The organism is Atlanticothrix silvestris CENA357, from assembly GCF_016056295.1.
Taxonomy (GTDB): Bacteria; Cyanobacteriota; Cyanobacteriia; order Cyanobacteriales; family Nostocaceae; genus Atlanticothrix; species Atlanticothrix silvestris.
Map to the genome: position 1 here is coordinate 24,484 of NZ_JAECZB010000022.1, position 18,532 is coordinate 43,015.

The 18,532-nt window shown below is 38.7% G+C and carries 18 protein-coding genes and 1 pseudogene; 12 read left to right on the top strand and 7 right to left on the bottom strand.

Annotated elements, in window-relative coordinates; all coding sequences use genetic code 11:
• Positions 1-60: 60 nt before the first annotated feature.
• Positions 61-873, bottom strand: coding sequence for an ABC transporter permease (locus I8751_RS11250; protein WP_214439248.1), 813 nt, complete (start codon positions 871-873; stop codon positions 61-63).
• A complete protein-coding gene (locus I8751_RS11255; protein WP_214439249.1) occupies positions 874-1,884 on the bottom strand; it encodes an ABC transporter ATP-binding protein in 1,011 nt (336 codons plus the stop codon).
• 776 nt (positions 1,885-2,660) lie between these two features.
• Here I8751_RS11255 and I8751_RS11260 point away from each other — a divergent pair.
• The 8 genes and pseudogenes from I8751_RS11260 (at position 2,661) to I8751_RS11285 (ending at position 8,428) form a co-directional block, all read left to right on the top strand.
• On the top strand, positions 2,661-3,224 hold the full coding sequence (locus tag I8751_RS11260; protein WP_214439250.1) for a PEP-CTERM sorting domain-containing protein: 564 nt from the start codon (positions 2,661-2,663) through the stop codon (positions 3,222-3,224).
• Between the two features lie 47 nt (positions 3,225-3,271).
• Positions 3,272-4,726 (top strand): amidohydrolase, encoded by a 1,455-nt coding sequence (locus I8751_RS11265; protein ID WP_318780315.1) that lies wholly within the window; start codon positions 3,272-3,274, stop codon positions 4,724-4,726.
• Positions 4,727-4,981: 255 nt separating this feature from the next.
• A pseudogene (locus I8751_RS29585) lies at positions 4,982-5,188 on the top strand (high light inducible protein).
• Between the two features lie 247 nt (positions 5,189-5,435).
• Positions 5,436-5,987, top strand: coding sequence for a general stress protein (locus I8751_RS11270; RefSeq protein WP_214439251.1), 552 nt, complete (start codon positions 5,436-5,438; stop codon positions 5,985-5,987).
• Positions 5,968-6,117 (top strand): hypothetical protein, encoded by a 150-nt coding sequence (locus I8751_RS29590; RefSeq protein ID WP_225894097.1) that lies wholly within the window; start codon positions 5,968-5,970, stop codon positions 6,115-6,117. Before I8751_RS11270 ends, I8751_RS29590 begins: the two co-directional genes overlap by 20 nt.
• 9 nt (positions 6,118-6,126) lie before the next feature.
• Positions 6,127-6,447, top strand: a complete 321-nt coding sequence (locus tag I8751_RS11275; RefSeq protein ID WP_225894098.1) for an alpha/beta fold hydrolase — start codon at positions 6,127-6,129, stop codon at positions 6,445-6,447.
• Positions 6,448-6,829: 382 nt separating this feature from the next.
• Positions 6,830-7,852: an SDR family oxidoreductase gene (locus tag I8751_RS11280; RefSeq protein ID WP_214439252.1), complete on the top strand. Its 1,023-nt coding sequence runs from the start codon at positions 6,830-6,832 to the stop codon at positions 7,850-7,852.
• Positions 7,853-8,239: 387 nt separating this feature from the next.
• Positions 8,240-8,428 (top strand): helix-turn-helix domain-containing protein, encoded by a 189-nt coding sequence (locus I8751_RS11285; RefSeq protein WP_214439253.1) that lies wholly within the window; start codon positions 8,240-8,242, stop codon positions 8,426-8,428.
• A 171-nt stretch (positions 8,429-8,599) separates the two neighbouring features.
• Here I8751_RS11285 and I8751_RS11290 read toward each other — a convergent pair whose 3' ends face one another.
• Entirely contained in the window at positions 8,600-9,103 is a 504-nt protein-coding gene (locus I8751_RS11290; RefSeq protein WP_214439254.1) for an Hsp20/alpha crystallin family protein, read from the bottom strand.
• Between the two features lie 247 nt (positions 9,104-9,350).
• Between I8751_RS11290 and I8751_RS11295 the strand changes: the two genes are divergently transcribed.
• The 3 genes from I8751_RS11295 (at position 9,351) to I8751_RS11305 (ending at position 10,426) form a co-directional block, all read left to right on the top strand.
• Positions 9,351-9,539 carry a hypothetical protein gene (locus I8751_RS11295; protein WP_214439255.1) on the top strand — a complete coding sequence of 63 codons (189 nt, stop codon included), beginning with the start codon at positions 9,351-9,353 and terminating at the stop codon, positions 9,537-9,539.
• Between the two features lie 32 nt (positions 9,540-9,571).
• Complete coding sequence (locus I8751_RS11300; RefSeq protein ID WP_214439288.1) at positions 9,572-9,751, top strand: hypothetical protein; 180 nt, start codon at positions 9,572-9,574, stop codon at positions 9,749-9,751.
• A gap of 183 nt (positions 9,752-9,934) precedes the next feature.
• The gene (locus I8751_RS11305; protein WP_214439256.1) at positions 9,935-10,426 is read left to right on the top strand and encodes an orange carotenoid protein N-terminal domain-containing protein; all 492 of its coding nucleotides are present in this window, start codon (positions 9,935-9,937) and stop codon (positions 10,424-10,426) included.
• A 679-nt stretch (positions 10,427-11,105) separates the two neighbouring features.
• Here the strand turns inward: I8751_RS11305 and I8751_RS11310 are convergent.
• The 3 genes from I8751_RS11310 to I8751_RS11320 all read right to left on the bottom strand — a co-directional run bounded on the left by I8751_RS11310 (position 11,106) and on the right by I8751_RS11320 (position 15,738).
• The gene (locus tag I8751_RS11310; protein WP_214439257.1) at positions 11,106-12,953 is read right to left on the bottom strand and encodes a bifunctional serine/threonine-protein kinase/formylglycine-generating enzyme family protein; all 1,848 of its coding nucleotides are present in this window, start codon (positions 12,951-12,953) and stop codon (positions 11,106-11,108) included.
• Between the two features lie 305 nt (positions 12,954-13,258).
• Positions 13,259-14,584, bottom strand: coding sequence for a hybrid sensor histidine kinase/response regulator (locus I8751_RS11315; protein ID WP_214439258.1), 1,326 nt, complete (start codon positions 14,582-14,584; stop codon positions 13,259-13,261).
• A gap of 428 nt (positions 14,585-15,012) precedes the next feature.
• On the bottom strand, positions 15,013-15,738 hold the full coding sequence (locus I8751_RS11320) for an ABC transporter permease (protein WP_214439259.1): 726 nt from the start codon (positions 15,736-15,738) through the stop codon (positions 15,013-15,015).
• A 929-nt stretch (positions 15,739-16,667) separates the two neighbouring features.
• Between I8751_RS11320 and I8751_RS11325 the strand changes: the two genes are divergently transcribed.
• A complete protein-coding gene (locus tag I8751_RS11325; RefSeq protein WP_214439260.1) occupies positions 16,668-17,753 on the top strand; it encodes a glycosyltransferase family 4 protein in 1,086 nt (361 codons plus the stop codon).
• 158 nt (positions 17,754-17,911) lie between these two features.
• Here the strand turns inward: I8751_RS11325 and I8751_RS11330 are convergent, their stop codons facing one another.
• Entirely contained in the window at positions 17,912-18,307 is a 396-nt protein-coding gene (locus I8751_RS11330) for a DUF1499 domain-containing protein (RefSeq protein ID WP_214439261.1), read from the bottom strand.
• Between the last annotated feature and the right edge of the window lie 225 nt (positions 18,308-18,532).

Here is an 18,532-nt window from a genome sequence, read left to right on the forward strand (position 1 = left end):
AGTGTGTAACGTCTCTTAAGAGAGGACTAAAGTCCTCACTACGAACTTTTCTTTTAATGACTACTGACGTTGAAAGCGTAGTGCATCTATTGACTGGGCTGTGAGAAAGATGCCCAAAAAAATGTAAGTGGCAAATAAAACTAAGGCACTGGTATCAAAAATCCCTTGAATGAGGGTATTGTAATGTTTCAGTAATGAGAAATGACCTAAAGTTTCTCCTATCGGGCCACCAATACCTTTAGCGATTAAATCAACAAATAACAGTAATAAAACTAAGGCGAAGGTCAGGACAGCCGACAAAATTGTACTGTCTGTTAAAGAAGAAATAAACATTCCTAAAGATAAAATTGCTGCTGCTAGCAAAATTAGTCCAAAGTTACCTAGTAAAGCAATAGAGGGTGACATTGGTGGATTTGAACCGCTAATCGCGATCGCTTGAAATATTAGCAAGGGCAAAATCATTGTGGTAAAGAATGTTAGCACTCCTAATAATTTCCCGATAGCTACTGCCCAGTTAGTGACTGGTGAGGTGGCTAAAAGTTCCAATGTGCCGCGCTTGCGTTCTTCGGCATACAATCCCATTGAGAGAATAGGCAAGATAAACAACAATAGCCAACCCATCCGATCCAAAAATGCCCGAATAAATTCGTAGGGAACATCTATTGGTGGTACAGGCACTCCTAGCTGTTGTCCTTGTACATCTATGGCTGCAACTGCTGCCAAAATCCCATCTGGCCCCAGCAAAATCATCACAAAGAATAAGCCGGCAATGAACCAAAACACGCCAGCGATCGCATAAGCTAGAGGCGATATAAAATAGCTCTGTAATTCTCGGCGATAAATGGCAATAATATTGCTCAGTACTATACCCATTTATGCGGCTTCTCCTTCGTTGGCTGTTGAATCTACTTCAGTATCAAATCTTTTTTCTTCTGTAGTCAGCTGCAAGAACACATCTTCTAGGGTAGCGCTGACACGTCGCATTTCATATAAACCAAATTCTGCACGCACTAGAGCTGCGGCAATATCTTGTCCTGGTTCGCGTCCAGGTTGCGATATGACTCGTAAATAAGCACGGTTGTCTTGAGGGGTGAAATGATTGTGCGCTCCAGCGGTGGGAATTGATTCGACTAAACTCACACCTGATACATTTTGCAATACCTGTTTCGCTAAACTAGCTGATCCGGCAATTTCTATTTCGTATCCTGAGCCGCCTGTCAACTGCGTCATCAAGTTTTCGGGCGTATTTGTGGCGACGATGTTACCGCGATTGATAATAGCTACACGGTTACAGGTCATGCTCACCTCTGGAAGAATGTGCGTAGACAAAATAATGGTGTGAGTACCAGCAAGACTTTTAATTAAATTTCGCACTTCGATAATTTGCCGCGGATCAAGTCCCACGGTGGGTTCATCTAGAATAATCGCTGGTGGGTCGTGGACTATGGCTTGGGCAATACCAACTCTTTGGCGATATCCCTTAGAAAGTTTGCGAATAATTACCCGCCGCTTTTCTTGTAAGTTGCAGCGTTCAATCGCTGCTTGAACTTTAGCAGTGCGATCGCCTGCTGGTACACCTTTAATTCGGGTGACAAAATGCAAAAACCCTTCTACCGTCATTTCTGGATATAACGGCGGTGTCTCTGGTAAATAGCCAATTCGCTGACGCACCGCCAAAGAATTTTCGTGGACATCAAAGCCAGCAATCTTCGCTGAACCATTTGTAGCAGGTAAATAACCAGCTAAAATTCGCATGGTTGTGGTTTTGCCGGCACCATTCGGCCCTAAAAACCCTAAAATCTCCCCTGGCTCGACGCTAAAAGTCACATCAGTAATGGCTGGGGTCGAACCGTATGTTTTACTCAGATGTTCAACTTCAATCATCGGTTTGGTGGCGATCGTTGAGATATACAGTACCCAACAATCTTAGATCATGAAGGGGTGAGAGGTTGGGGACTAGAGCTTTATTATATTTTTATAGTGAAAGTACTTAAGCTAAACGAAAAATTAATACATTACTGTGATTAAAAATTAAGCGTTTTTGGCGATCGCTTCAACGACCTTTTTTGTGCTTCTGTGATTGGTATTAAGCAGACTACTCTACTAAGACAATAGAGAAAATTAAGACTATATTTAGTCACAATTAAAAATGATTTTGCTTTGCTTGTAGTTTATAGCAATATTTCAATGTTTATTGTCAATAATATAGAGCTATAAGAGGGAGCATTCCACTTTTTCAATAAATACCCTAGAAGGGTATTGCTACACGAACAAAGCCTGCGTTCGCGTAGCGTTCCAAAAGGAAAGGCAGGCTTCGTATTTGTAGCCCCAGGCTTATAGCCTGTGGGCATTTTAAAAACTGGGATGCACCCGCTATAAGATTCCTATACCCTGAATCAATATCTTGTTTGTTATTTTATATTGCTATTTTTTTACAAAAATATAAATTGAAAAATTAATTTTACATCAGCTTATTCTTCTTAATCAGCCTTTTTGATCTTACTTAAATATTTCACTATTATTATTTTTTCAGAGTAATTTATCAGGTTAAACAAGTTTACTAATAGGTTTGAAAATTCCAATTATTGTAGTAATGTATTAAGCGTTGAAACGCAGGTTAATTCGGGAATTATCCAACTTCAATTAAATAACATTTTCTAATGAAATTAACTCAGAGGCTTTGGATCGCTACTGCCACGGTAGCGATCAACTTGAGTATTCTAAAATCCGCCTCAGTCCATGCAGTTACACTCAACTTTGAGTGGACTGGCAATGCTGGCTATTCAGCTAGAGGCTACTTTACCTACGATGAAACTCAAGGTTACTCAATTGTTGACGAATCAAAACTGCAATCACTGACAATTGATTTTTTCGACCCAAGTAACAAGTTGTTAAATAGTTTCGCCCCGATTACTAATGGGAGTATTGTTTATGATTTCTTAGATTTCAACTACGACACAACTATAAAATCTTTTTTTGGTTTTTTTGATGTCGGTAAAGATGATGGGCAAAGTACAGATTACTATTTGTTTGAAACTGTTGGTTTAAATCTGAGCCTGAGAAATCCTATTCAAGGAACAATAGATCAGAATAATGGATTGATAAATGTGACAGAAACAACTTCAGTTCCTGAACCACTCACAATAGGTGGAACAGTCGTTGCTGTTGGCATTGGCTGTCTAATGAAACGTAAGCAAATCACTGCTAAAAAAGCCAAACTTTAAACGAGCGATCGTCAAAGCATAAGTAAAAATTAAACAAGGATAATACTGTGAAACGCCAGCTTACAAAATACTATAAGCTCTTAGCCTTTTTTCTTTGTACGACATTGTTTGTCTTTTTTACTCAGATAGTTATCGCCCAGAATAACTATAATTTAGGCACTCAAGGAAAGCAAAACGTACAACTGATTGTCAACAGTGATTTCGTTGTCACGATGGACGAGGCACAACCTGTCATTAAAAATGGTGCAGTTGCTATTAGGGATGGCAAAATTGTTGCAATAGATACTCAAGACAAGATTAAAGCATCTTATAGAGCTAGGAGAACACTACCAGGCGAAGGTATGGTGCTAATGCCTGGACTTGTCAATGGTCATTCTCACTCGGCAATGGTTCTGTTTCGCGGTCTGGCGGACGATTTAGCATTGGAGGATTGGCTCCAGAATTATATATTTCCAGCGGAAGGGAAGTTTGTTGACGAAAACTTTGTCCGTGTTGGTGAGCAGCTTGCTTGCTGGGAAATGATTCGTGGTGGAACAACGACGTTTGTTGACATGTACTTTGAGCCAGAGGTCGCTGCCGAAGTAGTTGATGAATGCGGCTTACGCGCCATGATTGCGCCTTCGTCAATAGATTTTCCTAGCCCTGGCTTCCAAGGATGGGATGATGCATTTGCTAGTTCAGTGAATTTTCTCAAACGTTGGAAAGGCAAGAGCGATCGCATCATACCAGCTCTTGCTCCCCACGCTCCTTATACTGTCTCGCCCGAACATCTGACGCAGGCTATTCGAGCTGCGCGTCATTACGATGTCCCCCTGACAATTCACTTGGCAGAAACACAAACAGAAGTTCAAGATGTTCAGCAACGCTATAATGCAACCCCAGTGCAACATTTGGAAAATCTTGGCTTTTTAGATCCGCGCGTATTTGCCGCACATGTTGTTTGGCCTAACGAAAGTGAAATTGCCCTAATGGCAAAACGTGGTGTTGGTGTAATCCACAATCCTGACTCAAATTTAAAGCTGGCTTCTGGTTTTGCACCGATTCCAGCAATGCTCAAGGCTGGAATTAAGGTTGGTTTAGGGACGGATGGAGCTGCATCTAACAACGTTCTTGATATGTGGAAAGCAATTCGCCTCACCGCCCTGATTCATAAAGGGACAACTCTTGACCCCACGGCTGTACCGGCTAAGACAGTTCTGCGTATGGCAACATTAGGCGGCGCACAAGCACTCGGCTTGGCAGATAAAATTGGCGCGATTAAGACAGGATTCCAAGCAGACCTAATTCAAGTTCATCTCCAAGAACCACATTTGCTTCCACTTTATGATGTCACCTCACATCTAGTTTACGCAGCAGATGCCAAGGATGTTGATACTGTAATTGTGAATGGGGAAGTTTTAATGCACAAACGGGAAATGCTAACGGTTGATATCAATAAGATTCGCCGTGAAGTTGTCTCTATTGGCGAAAAGATCAAAGCTGAGTTTAGACCTTCTAATTAACCAGAAAAATCCAGGCTGCTCTAGGTTCAACCTAGAGCAGTTTTGCATTGCTTCATTTGAAATTTGAGTCTGAAGTAGGTAAACGGCAGAGGTTTCTTGAGCAAGTTCTTGATGCTTCTTTGCCGAAAGGATCAAAACTATAAAATCCTTACAGATACTTCCTGTGACGCTTTCAGATTCCCCAATAGACAGAGAACTGCAACCGTAATAGTAACTAAGATGTGAGTGTAGGAGAGTTATTAAGGAATATTTTCAATGGCAACTGAAACTAACCAAGCGATTGAATTATCTACTGAAGCTAAAGCCTATAACGGTGTTGATCGCAATGCTTAGATTCTTGGGTGGAATCCCCAACAAGAGTTGTGGAATGGCCCTTTAGCGATGATAGGTTTTGTTGCTTATCTACTTTGGGATTTAGCCGGCTATAGTGTCGTGCGTGACGTACTCCACTTGATTCGTTAAATCTCCAGCGATGATTTATCCCCTTTTAGGAAAATCAATTTAATAAACAACTTAGTAGCCTTTTAATACTTAATCTATTCGTCAAGTGATACCATTTAACTTTAAAAGTTATACAAATACGTTGGTAGGGGGTCATTGCCGTGCCCCTACGAGAAATCTATATGTATCAAGATTTTTGTGAATTGGTATGAGGCGAAATACTAGGGTTATAGATGGGCGCATTAATACAATTATGAACGAGGGAAATATGATAACTAAAGACACTGTACGTGCATTAGGAGTATTTGCTAATTCTCAACAAATAGAGCAGGCAATTAATGAATTAACAACTGCCAACTTTCCTATGGAGAAAGTTTCTGTCATTGCTAAAGATGTAGAGCAAGGTGAAAGCTTAGGTGAGGCGCAGATAAGCGATCGCATTGGCAACCAAGATGTTGATACAACCGGAGCAGTAGGAGACACACTAGCAGCAAGTACTTGGGGTAGCGTGTTATTTGGTTTGAGTAGTCTGGCACTTCCCGGTTTAGGAGCCGTGCTAGCAGCCGGTTCTGTAGGTGTAGCATTAGTCAGTAGCGTTGCAGGCGTTGCTGTGGGGGCGGCAGCAAATCAGAATCTACTCAAGGCACTAGGCGATTTAGGCATACCCGAAGACAGAGCCAGAGTTTATAGCGATCGCCTCCAGCAGAGTTATTATTTGCTCATACTAGAAGGCTCAGAAGAAGAAATTCATCGCGCTGAACCAATATTACGTGATCGGGGTATTGAATATTGGGGCGTTTATGATTCCCCCCAGGCTTAAAATCGAAAAGCTGGTTAATGGCATAGATATATTCAACCGCCTACGCCAACAAGAAATTCAGATTGAGGTGACACCCAAGCAAGAGGTCTATCGAGAAGACAAGGTAGTACTGTATCACTTCCAATCATAGGCGGAAAACTTGTTTAATATTCCAATACTAATCGTTTATGCCTTAGTTAACCGTCCCCATATTGTAGATTTACAAGAGGGGCGATCGCTTGTTGCTAATTTACTCAACCTGGGCTTAGATGTTTACTTAATTGATTGGGGATATCCTAACCAAGACGCTCGCTGGCTCACTATTGATAAATACATCAATAGGTATATCAATAACTGTGTAGATTTTATCCGCGATCGCCACAAATTAATGCAGATTAATTTATTAGGAATTTGCCAGGGGGAAGCTTCAATCTTTCTTTGCTACAGTTCCTTTTACCCTTGGCTGAAGGCGCGAGAATAAAATATTGATTTTTCAAAAATTTTGTACTATAAAATACAAAATTGTTTAATATAACCTCCTTTATTTAGGTGGACGGCCATACCATTATTTACTTCTAAAGATTGATTTATTGGGGAAAGAGTCATTGTAAAGTATTGTTAAGTAATTAATTTTATTTTTTTAAATACGCCGGATTTTACAAAATAAATAATCCAATAAAAAGCAATTCTTAAAATCTCTCAATAGAAATTTATTGAAGAATTTACTTACATTTATTTCATTATTTTCAATTTTGAATTTCCCAAAGTGATGAGAAGTATGGAAGAAGCTTATGTGAGTGGTAACTAGGGGCTCTATCTAGGAATGAATGTTAATTCCCAATCCCTTTTAAGGAATAATACTTATGAAATTAAAGCCAATCAATCAGCAAGTCGTTTCCGTCGTTGGAGCCTCCAGCGGTATCGGACGGATCACAGCTCTTGAGTTTGCTAGACGCGGGGCAAAAGTGGTAGTCTCGGCTCGTGGTGAGTCGAAGCTAAAGTCTTTAGTAGAGGAGATTCGCAGCTTTGGCGGCGAGGCAACTTATTGCGTAGCTGATGTGGAAATATTTGACCAAGTAAAGGCGATCGCAAATAAAACTGTAGAAGTCTACGGGCGACTCGATACATGGGTACATGTCCCCGCTATCGGCATCTTTGCCACTTTCGACAATACAACACCAGAAGAGTTTAAGCATGTTATTGATGTCGATCTGATGGGACAGGTGTATGGTGCAATGGCGGCATTACCCCATCTCAAACGTGAGGGACGCGGGGCATTGATTCATGTCTCTTCAATGGAAGGTAGGCGATCGCTCCCCTACCAAAGTGCCTACTCGGCAGCTAAGCACGGGGTCGAGGGCTTTATCGAGGCGATGCGGGTCGAATTGATACATGAGAAATGGCCTATTAGTGTCACAAGTGTTAAGCCAGCCGTGATCAACACTCCGTTCTGGAATAATGGCTTGACAAAGTTAGGGGTGAAGCCATCAGGAATACCACCTTACTATGACCCAAGAATTGTGTCCGATGCCATCCTTTACGCAGCTGAACACCCAATTCGTGACCTTTTAGTTGGAGATATAGCTAAATTACTAGATTTAGCCCAAAAAATATCGCCTTCGTTAGTAGATTCGTTGTTATTACTTATTGGTTTTAATCTACAACGCAGTAATGAACTAAAATCTGAAGATGCACCCAACAATTTTTACCAACCTGTTCCAGAAGACGACAGAATTGATGGAGATTATCAAAACTTAGTCATACCCAGCATTACTGATTTATTGGGTAAATTACCCCTGTTTCAGTTGGGAGTAGGAGCTTTATTGGCGTTACTGGTAGCACAAGAATTCAAACAGAATGGCTTTAAAGACTTAATTTTTCGTTGATAATTAAAGATATTTAAGCCCCTCTCCGCGTCGGAGAGAGGTTGGGGAGAGGTTCAATAATTTACCATGTAGTTCATGGTAAATATAGTTTTTAGCCTAGGCGTAGCCTGCCCCAAGCATCGCTCATTAGTGATTTTTAAAATATTTATAATTTATTAATGATTAAAAAGCTACATATATATGAGCGCTTTATTTTTCCCCAAGTCAAGCCTAAAGGTTATTACAGGATACTAATTCATTACCAAACCAAAAATTTAAGTATGTATTTATACAAAATATATTGATTACATTAACAGTAATAGCGTTACTTATTTTAATATTTCTACATATTACTTTAGAATAGTATTAGATAGCAATCTAATTAAGATTGCAAGGAGAGTAATAGGTATGCAAAGGCAGGGTGTTTCACTTGCAGAAGCCGCAAAGCGTTTAGGCATGAGTCAGAGCGATTTGTATGTAGCTGTTCAAAAAGGACAAATCCCGACTTTTAGAAAAGATGGAAGAACTATAGTTCGTCCAGGAGCATTAACAGAATATCAAATCAGATCTACTCCTATCTCTGATTACAGACTCTAATTTCAGGAAATTTTTTAATCGAATTGAATTTGCTTACATAGCAAAAACCCCAGCCGATGTTAACTGGGGTTTTTTCAAAAATTACTTAGTACAGAGATACATCGATTATTAAGTGATAATTTAGTATCTCTATTAAATAGATTGAAAGCTTTTTTGTGAGCCAGTGTTAGATTATCCGTTACTATTACCAGCCTCTATGGCCGTTGCTGCTTGGGATTGACCTAGATTGACTTTAAATACCTTGTTTTGCTCTTGCTCCAGTTTGGGTAGAGTCAAATTTAAAATCCCATCTTTGAGATCTGCTTTCACTTGTTGATTTTGAACTTTGCAAGGTAGAGGGATTACTCTACTAAAGTTGCCATAACGAAATTCAGAATGAACTTTACCGTTAGATTGGGAGCGTTTTTCATAACGATGCTCACCAGCAATTGAAACTGCATCTTGAGTCACTTGAATATCTAGGTCTTTACCCTCCAGACCTGGAATCTCAACTCTTAATAACAACTCAGATCCATTGTCATGGAGTTCAACAGCAGGAACCCACGTTGTTCGCTGTGACGAAGAAACATCTGAATTACCGCGCTGCTCGGCTGCTGTCAGATCAGAGAAGAGTTGATCCATCTGACGACGCAGAATCTCCATTTCTCGGAATGGTTCCCAACGAATAAGTGCCATATCTTAATTCTCTCCTTAACTTTCTAATTCACTTTTGAGTAATCGAACAAAGTTTTTAGAGGTGTTTGGAGGTTTCGGATATTTAAGCAATTACCGAAACTCTAGTTTTTTAGAGAGAAGTCTTAGTTGCTTTGTTTCTTCTCTCTGCTAAGTAATTTAATTAAATAAAAATCTAAAGACAATCGGGTAAACCGTACAATGAGCAGTTACGTTTACCGTATTAAATATTAAGGGTATTACGCCTAAATTGATCGAAGATGACCCCAGCATTACGCTCAAGAACTCAAAAAGCAGCGTCCAGCCTGCGATCGCTCCTTTAGGAACCTTAAGTATGCAGAGGAATTTTTTACTTACAGCAGTACGCTGGTTAAGCTGGGGTGATCTGCGTATCACAGAGAAATTTCTCTGCCTGCCAAATGTGGCAATGTGGATATAGGCACAGAATCATAGCTGACATTATAGGAAACAATGATGAACCGATCAAAAATAGTTGCCATTATTACAGGTGCGATTTCTGTTCTTTTAGCGATCGCCTATTTGCTGCTAGTGCAAATTTTAGACTACCGGGATATGAAACCCGCCCCTATCAGCCAATTTGAAGTACCTGCGATCGCGGCTGATAGTTGGCACATTGATCATATCGCCTAAGTTGGGATGGAATTAAACCGATGTGTAGAGATGCGAGCGATCGCGTCTCTATATTTATATAGTAATTGTATTTCTCAGGGTTATCTTTGTGATTTGGATACATCTGTCCTCAGTGGGGTGGAACACTAAATAGATTTTGTTACGGTTATTGTTGACACTTAATTAATTGCAATCAAATTGTTTATGACTTATACCCAAACAAACGATCCAGCTATTCGTGAATCTGTGCAATCATGGCAAAATTTGGATGTAGACCAACAGTTGGCTCTATTTTGGTTTATTTATGAAGAAGTTGGTAATTCTATTACCCCAGCAGCCCCCAACGCCAGTACTGTTTCTCCTGAAATTGCTGAAGGTTTGTTCAATCAAGTTAAAGAATTAACTCACGAAGAACAATTGCAAATCCAGCGCGATTTGATTAACAAGGTAGATACCCAAATTAGTCGCGAATATGGTTCTTTAAGTGACACTACAAAGCTTCTATTTTGGTATCGTTTAGCTCAAGGTATGGAAAACTCAACTATTATTCCTATGCCTTCTGACTATCAGCTTTCTTCAGAAGCAGAAACACTGTTTAACAATATCAAAGCATTACCTTTTGATAAGCAACTCAACCTTTTTCGTGATTATGTTTCGCCAATGGGTGCTGAAGCTAAAGCAGGTGCTGAAATTTAAGCTTTTGTAATTTTTTAGAACTATAAGCTAATAAAGTTTTGAACTGTAGCCGTTATCCCTTATGGATCATGGCTATTGTTCAATAAGTATTAATCTTGAATTTATAAATAAATACAGAGTAAAATTCATTAATTTTACTCTGTGTTAGTTTTAGGTTGCTCTTTGGGATAGCTGCACCCTAAACACCCTAAATTCGTAACGCCCTTTGTTTTGTATTTTATATTTTAATTTGAATGTTTAATAATTTCATCTGTCTTACGACTAGTTTAAATATATTTGTTTTTGAAGTAATACTCTATCTTTTTAGTGTGTGATATCTAGAGACAAGATATCTAATATAACTAAAAGCATAATCGGTAACAATTAAAATTATTATGTTGTAGATTTATATACTTAATAATAAAATATTTAATTAAAAAATAAAGCATAATGCACATTAGTTAAACCGTACTTAATAAAGCTAAAAATGTTAGTTTTAAAGGCTTTAATGATTTATGTAAATATTGATTATCTAAGAAATTATGTATCAAATATTAATATATTTAAATATACAGTGATCCTATCTGAGTTGTAAAAAATGCTTTATTATCAAACACATTTTGGACAATTTTACAGCTAGCTTAGCAACACAAAATACTGTGGATTTGGTAGAAATCTATATTTAAATACTGCTATGAATCTACGTAGCCGAAAACACAACCCGAAAACCACATACTCTCAGTCCACCATCTGACTCGTTCCAGCTACGACTGGCGCTACGACAAAGTTCTGCACTGAAGCTCCAAGAACCACCGCGCAATACCCGGCGATGCACATCACCGCCATCTTCCCAAACGGTTCCATCTGCGGGTGCGCCATGATAATTATTATGCCAAGCATCAGCACACCATTCCCAAACTAGCCCGTGCATATCATACAACCCAAAGGCGTTAGCTACCTGAAAACTTCCTACATCGGTTGTTTCTTTACGGTATCTGGTTTTTGCTTCAACAGAGTAAGTATCGCTACTGCTACAGGTTACTAAATCGGGGGTAATCGTTTCACCAAAGTGGAAAGATGTAGTAGTTCCAGCACGACAAGCATATTCCCATTCGGCTTCGCTGGGTAAACGATATTCGCGTCCAGTTTTTTGTGACAGTCTGACACAAAATTCTACAGCTTCGTGCCAAGAAACGTTTTCTACTGGTCGATTGGTACCTTTGAACTTGGAAGGGTGAGGATTTAAGGTTTGTTTGACTTTTGGTAAAGCTGCTACAACTCTCCACTGTGCTTGGGTTACGGGAAATTTACCTATAAAAAAAGGTTTAATGGTGACTTGGTGTTGAGGACGTTCGTCAGCATCTCCTTCAAAAGTTGGTGAACCCATCATGAAAGTACCACCAGGAATTGCCACCATTTCTAGTGTTACGTCCTTACTCAATTCTTCTGCAAAGAATTTAGCACTGGGGCGATCGCGGCTCACTTCTCGACCAGCTGTGTCTATTGTCACTACTTCAAATTCAAAGGTTTGTAAGGGGGGTAATGGAGAATTTACTTTTTGTAACGATGGTAATTGTAGTAATGTCTTTTGAGTAGTTTCTACAAGTTGCGGTTCAGCAGTTGATGTTTTGCTAGACATTAAATCATTAAAAACTGCTGCTGCTGATTGGTATCTTTCGCTAGGCAAATTTTTGAGTAAGTTATCTAAAATTTTGCCTAAATCATCGCTAATGACCACACCTTTTTTTTGTAAATACTCTTGCCACAACCACTTGCCATTCATGGCATCATAAAGACCATCATTAATATTGCCGAAGTTATCTTGTGAGGGCAAACATTGAGTTAAAAGGCGCGCGCAAGTTACACCCAAAGCATATAAATCACTACCATTACAAGCAAATCCAGCCATTTGTTCGGCGGGAGCATAACCAATAGTATAAATAACTGTAGCCTGTCTGGCTAAACTAGTTTGTGTTACCTGCTTTGCACCACCAAAATCGATTAATACTGGTTTGCCGTCAACGTCCCGGCGAATGATGTTTTCTGGTTTAATATCCCGATGGATCACGTTATGAGAGTGAACAAATTCTAAAACTGGTAATAAATCAGCTAAAAGTTGGCGAATTTGTGCTTCGTTAAAAGGCTGTTGCTGAACTTCTTGTAAGAGAGTTTGTCCTTGAATAAATTCTTGAACAAGGTACAAACTTAACCCTTGCTCAAAGTAAGCCAATAATCTAGGAATCTGGGTATGATTTTCTCCTAATTCATACAACCGAAACGCCTCTTCTTTAAAAAATTCTGCTGCTTTAGTACGTTGTAGTGTTCCTTGAACTTGCGGGAAAAATTGCTTGATTACGCAAGGCGCGTCTAATCTATCTGCGTCTTCTGCTGCATAAGTTCTACTAAATCCGCCTTCGCCTAAGAGCCTTAATACGCGGTAGCGGTTTCTCAGAAGTTTGCCAAAGCTGCTTTGTCCGCAACTTATGCAAAATCTATTGCCGTCGGGATTAAATGGATTTGAGCAATTGGGATTTTGGCAGATTTGCATAATGAGGGGGAAATAGCATCTTGTCCCAAGTTAGCCCCAATATTATCAAATTTAAAATAGATATTTAAACAAATAAAACACTCTATCTTTGATCTGTGTAGATACTTACATTAGAAACTACAGATTAAGAAGTTTGATTTATTTGTTACTCTCTACTGGGTACTTTTTAAATAAGAGTATATGTGAGTGCAAACATTTTATTTACAAAAAGAATAATATTACTAACCATAAAATTTGTCAAGGGTATTGCCATAGTAACCACGAGGCTAAGATCCCCAACTTCTTTGAGAAGTCGGGGATCTGTATTAAACGAAACGTGGAAGTTTGATAATAAATTCTGTTCCTTCTCCTAATTTAGAAATACAGTCGAGTTTTCCCAAATGTTTTTCTTCTACAATTTGCCGACTAATCGATAATCCTAACCCAGTGCCTTTACCTACAGATTTAGTAGTAAAAAATTGTTCAAATACGTGTTCTTGAACTTCTGGTGTCATACCATCACCATTGTCTTTAATTGAGATGATGATATTCTGATTTAAAGAATCCAAGTTAGTAGAAATAATGATTTGATTGAATTTTTGATCAATATGTGGATTTTTTGAAACACCAGTAGATTCATCTAATGCATCAATTGCATTAGCAATAATATTCATAAATACCTGATTTATAGGGCTAGGATAGCATTCTAATAGGGGCAAATCACTATAATTTTTAATAAGCTCAATATGGGGACGTTGATTATTTGCTTTCAATCGATGCTTCAGAATCATTAATGTACTTTCGATACCTTGATGAATGTCAATTGCTACTTTATTAGAGGTATCAGAACGAGAAAAATTCCGTAAACTTTGACTAATTTCACAAATGCGTTCAACACCTACTTCCATAGAAGACAGCACTCTTGGCACATCTCGAATCATTTCCTCTAAATCAATTGTTCGAGCATGATCATCGATTTCCAATACTGGTTTTGAATAGTAGTAACGATAAAGTTGTAAATGCTGAATTAGGTTAGATGTATATTGAGAAATGTAGTTTAAATTACCCTTGATAAAACCAACAGGATTATTAATTTCATGAGCCACGCCAGCAACTAGCTGGCCAAGAGCAGACATTTTTTCACTTTGTACTAACTGTAATTGAGATTGTTTTAAATCATGCAACGCCTGAGAAAGTTCTGCTGTACGTTCTTGGACTCGTTGCTCTAGTTCTACCTTTTGCTGTGCAAGTTGCTTGGTTAAAAAATGCAGCTTTAAATGTACGTTAATCCTCGCTAAAAATTCTTCGGTTTGAAAAGGCTTAATAATGTAATCTACGGCTCCTATAGAAAGACCTTTAACTTTATCAGTTGTGTCAGATAAAGAGGTCATGAAAATTACAGGTATATCTTGCGTAAGGTAATTTGCCTTGAGCCTTTGACAAGTTTCAAATCCATCAATACCCGGCATCATGATATCTAACAAGATTAGATGTGGTTGGTAAAATTCAGCTTGTTCAAGGGCACTTCTACCATCATTAGCTACCAAAATTTTCCATCTTGAATCAGCGATCGCAGCAGAAATTAATTGTAAATTTGTCTTATTATCATCAACAATCAAGATAGTGATATTGTCAAAATATATCTGATTCATAGAAGATCACCCTGAAAAATCGCAGCTATATAAACTAGACGCTAGTATTGGCTATTCTTCTCCTGATGGAGATGCTATGCGTAGCTTGCTTCGACCTAGGAGTACGAGAAAGCCGCGCAGGCGGATTTAATAGCCTCTAACTTCTAGTCGAACAGGCAATTCTGTCTCTAATAGCAATTATTGTATGTAAACGTCAATTTTTTTGAATCTAGAATAACTTACTTTTAAGCAAGCATAAAAATGTAAAATTATTCTTATTTTTAATCATAAAAGCAACATTATCTTATTAAGGATATTGATTAATTGACCTCAGTGCTATTACGGTAATATTGAACAATTAAAATTTCATTGTAATAATTGAATATGCATTTTTAATACTCAATTAAAATCACTAAAAATATTCTTGACTTATGCATCCACAAATATTATTACTTTTTCTCTCCAAAAGCGCGAATTAATTCAGCTATCAACGCAACAATTGCAGATCCTGAAATTAAGAGAATGCTGAGAGCATTAATATCAGGCTTAACTCCGGTTCTAATACGACTAAAAATTTCCATTGGTAGGGTGTTAGCTCCACTAACTGCAGTAAAGCTAGCGATGAGAAAGTCATCTAAGCTTAGTACAAAGGCCAGCAAACAGCCTGCGATAATACCAGGCATTAATTGAGGCAGTAATACTTTTGTGAAGGCTTGTATTGGTGTGGCTCCTAAATCCAATGCTGCTTCTTCTAAGTGGGGATCTAAGTTAGTCAGCCGTGAAGAAACCACAAGCCCGACGTAAGCTAGACAAAAAACCAGATGAGCCGCCACAATTGTCCACAAACTTAGAGGGATGGCAAATGCTGCTAAAAATACTAGTGTGGCTACAGCGATCGCAATATCAGGAATAATTAATGGTAGGTAAGAAATACCACGATACAATTTCTTACCTGGAAATTGATAACGCGCCAATCCCACTGCCATTAAAGTTCCCAGGACTGCGGAAATACCTACCGCACAAAAGGCAACTATCAAACTGTTTTTTAAAGCTGATAAAATCCTTTCATCGCTGAACAATTTGCTATACCAATCAAGGGTGAAACCTTGCCAACTCGCACTATAAGGCGATTGATTAAAACTATAAAAACCAAGTACCAGTATAGGCAGGTACATAAATATAAATATAATTACTGAGAAAACCGCCTGCCATGCGACACGCGGTCTTTTTAGAGAAGGAGAAGTATTCACGCTTACTATTATTTTATTTGTATGGCTAGTAAATGTAGCTTATTTTTATGCAAAAATCAATATATTAAGACTAGTATTTTATTTTTTAAAAAATTCAATATAGCTCATATTTCTTTCTCCCCTGTTGTCTTTCTACTGTCAAAGACACTGCGCGTAGCTTACTTCCCCGATGGACAAAGATTCGTCCATCAAAAGAGGCAGGGGAGCAGGGAGCGCTTAGCAGGGGGAAGGATTGGACGGAGCTTGTACCCCGACCAATCAGAACGTCTTAGGAAGACGGGGCTTGATACCCATGTTCCGCTCTACTCCACGGCTTTGGGCAGGGCTTGCTCCCCCTGCTCCCTGCTCCTCCGCTTCTTGGTCAGTCGCTCATGGGGAGATAGTTGCTTCAAATCAAAGCAGACAGCTAGACTCCTCTACTACCAGACTTATGCAACCAGAAAGCATATATTTACAAACATCCTCCTAAGTAAGGAGGTAATTTTATTTAATTGCCCAACTTGCGTTAATAAAAATTTTCAAAAATCAAGGATTACAAATACTCAGACTTTTTGTTAGACATTATATGATGCGGCAAATTTGACTAATTACAGCAATATTTTGGGATAAGAGCCAGAAAATCTTAACTTTAACATTGTTTATTTAATTAAAATGTTTTTTCCTTCTTAAGAAGAGGCTGATTTCCCTACTAAGGTAGACAAATAAATCATCCATCAAAGACTAGTATTTGGAAGTTATTAAAAACAAAGTTGGTGTTTGAAGTTATTTTATTGTGCGACATTAATAACTTATAAACACATTTGAAATCAAAACAGATACCTGTAATTCAAATTTTATTTTGTAGGAGGTTGGTGATGCGAATTGCTCAAGTAGCCCCATTATCAGAAAGAGTTCCACCTTTAGCTTATGGAGGAATAGAGCTAGTAGTGGCTTTATTGACTGATGAGTTAGTCAGACGTGGACATGAAGTCACACTATTTGCATCGGGAGATTCTCTGAGTTTGGCAGAGTTAGTATCAGTTCATCCTCGTGCCCTCAGACTCGATCCTAATGTCAAGGAACGGGGTATCTACGAAATGCTGCAATTAGGTCTAGTATATGAACGGGCAGAGGAATTTGACATTATTCATTCCCATCTGTGCTGCTCGTCACTACCTTATGCGAATCTGGTAAAAACTCCCACAGTTCATACTTTGCACGGAATTTTTACCCCTGATAATGAAAAGATGTTTCAACACGCTAAACATCAACCTTTTGTCAGTATTTCTGATGCACAGCGAGAACTGAGGTTAGGGTTAAACTATGTAAAAACGGTTTACAACGGAATTGATGTCAGCAGTTATAAATTTCATGCCCAACCGGAAGATCCCCCATATCTAGCATTTTTAGGGCGAATCTCTCCAGAAAAAGGAACACATCTAGCGATCGCCATTGCAAAACAAACGGGTTGGCGTTTAAAAATCGCCGGGAAGGTAGATGTTGTGGATGTGGAATACTTTGAGCAGGAAATTAAGCCACAAATTGACGGTAAGCAAATTAAATATTTGGGTGAAGCTAACCATACACAAAAAAATGCTCTGATGGGAGGTGCAGTTGCAACTCTCTTCCCGATCACTTGGCGAGAGCCATTTGGGCTAGTGATGGTTGAATCAATGGCAGCTGGAACACCAGTTGTAGCTATGAAACTGGGGTCTACAACAGAAGTAATTGCCCACGAAAAAACAGGTTTTCTCTGCAATAATATTGAAGAGTGCATCAGCGCCATCGGCAGAATAACCGAGTTAGATCGCTACACTTGTCGCAAGCATGTTGAAGATCGTTTTAGTCTTCAGCGGATGACCGATGGTTATGAAGCAGTTTATCAACAGATTCTGGAAGAGCGATTTGCTAATAATGGGCATGTCCGCAATACAGTTGGTTTAGGTAGCCGCCGCGGTTAGTTTTTTTAGATAATTAATTGATAATGGGTAGTTTAAAGAAACCCATTACCAATTACCTGCAAGGTGAATGGAACCAAAGTAAATGAACTAATCTCTAGTTACTAATCTTTTTTTGTCACAGGAATATACTGCCCACAACCGAGAAGCGCGATATTAATCTAAGCTTCTTTTAATTTGGCACGAATCGTCTCTATGCGTTGACGATTGACACCTAAATCGCTCTGACCTAAGCGCGAGGCTGAGCGAACTTGGATCACATTCGCATTACGGTCTAAATAGAACTCTACATCATCTACAAATCCCATCAAATTACTCTTAAATTCTGCATATAAATAATCTTGGTTTTCAGTAATAATTTTAGTTCTAGGTAAAGACTCAATGACACTTTTGAGCTTAGTTAAAGCTTGTTCTGGAGTTGAAGTAAAACTTAATGGTGCAATTGCGTGGACTGTATCTAAACTCTGACTAGACACGCAATTAGGAGAGTTAGGGCAAGGTGCTAATTTGCCGTTATTAACACCTAAATTATTTGGTCGTTTGCCTGCAAAAATCATGATTTTTCTATTAAAATAGACTGCTAATATATTTAATTTATTATATTAAGTTTGAATTATAAACGATAAGTTATAAATTTTATCTATGGGACTCAGGTTTGATTGCGTGAAAAAACTCAGTAAACCTCATATCACTTCTTTTGTGTTCCCTACCTACGCAAGTAAATTCAGAAATCGTTGGCTCATTATGCTGTGATGTGGAGCTATTATTTCCCCCTTTAACTT

What these genes read in the sequence shown, in the direction of transcription:
- I8751_RS29590 (WP_225894097.1), top strand. Translation starts at nt 5,968, where the DNA reads ATGATTCCCCCCAGGCTTAAAATCGAAAAGCTGGTTAATGGCATAGAT.
- I8751_RS11270 (WP_214439251.1), top strand. Translation starts at nt 5,436, where the DNA reads ATGATAACTAAAGACACTGTACGTGCATTAGGAGTATTTGCTAATTCT.
- I8751_RS11330 (WP_214439261.1), bottom strand. Translation starts at nt 18,307, where the DNA reads ATGATTTTTGCAGGCAAACGACCAAATAATTTAGGTGTTAATAACGGC.
- I8751_RS11290 (WP_214439254.1), bottom strand. Translation starts at nt 9,103, where the DNA reads ATGGCACTTATTCGTTGGGAACCATTCCGAGAAATGGAGATTCTGCGT.
- I8751_RS11300 (WP_214439288.1), top strand. Translation starts at nt 9,572, where the DNA reads ATGATGAACCGATCAAAAATAGTTGCCATTATTACAGGTGCGATTTCT.
- I8751_RS11250 (WP_214439248.1), bottom strand. Translation starts at nt 873, where the DNA reads ATGGGTATAGTACTGAGCAATATTATTGCCATTTATCGCCGAGAATTA.
- I8751_RS11260 (WP_214439250.1), top strand. Translation starts at nt 2,661, where the DNA reads ATGAAATTAACTCAGAGGCTTTGGATCGCTACTGCCACGGTAGCGATC.
- I8751_RS11315 (WP_214439258.1), bottom strand. Translation starts at nt 14,584, where the DNA reads ATGAATCAGATATATTTTGACAATATCACTATCTTGATTGTTGATGAT.
- I8751_RS11325 (WP_214439260.1), top strand. Translation starts at nt 16,668, where the DNA reads ATGCGAATTGCTCAAGTAGCCCCATTATCAGAAAGAGTTCCACCTTTA.
- I8751_RS11305 (WP_214439256.1), top strand. Translation starts at nt 9,935, where the DNA reads ATGACTTATACCCAAACAAACGATCCAGCTATTCGTGAATCTGTGCAA.
- I8751_RS11280 (WP_214439252.1), top strand. Translation starts at nt 6,830, where the DNA reads ATGAAATTAAAGCCAATCAATCAGCAAGTCGTTTCCGTCGTTGGAGCC.
- I8751_RS11310 (WP_214439257.1), bottom strand. Translation starts at nt 12,953, where the DNA reads ATGCAAATCTGCCAAAATCCCAATTGCTCAAATCCATTTAATCCCGAC.
- I8751_RS11285 (WP_214439253.1), top strand. Translation starts at nt 8,240, where the DNA reads ATGCAAAGGCAGGGTGTTTCACTTGCAGAAGCCGCAAAGCGTTTAGGC.
- I8751_RS11255 (WP_214439249.1), bottom strand. Translation starts at nt 1,884, where the DNA reads ATGATTGAAGTTGAACATCTGAGTAAAACATACGGTTCGACCCCAGCC.
- I8751_RS11320 (WP_214439259.1), bottom strand. Translation starts at nt 15,738, where the DNA reads ATGTACCTGCCTATACTGGTACTTGGTTTTTATAGTTTTAATCAATCG.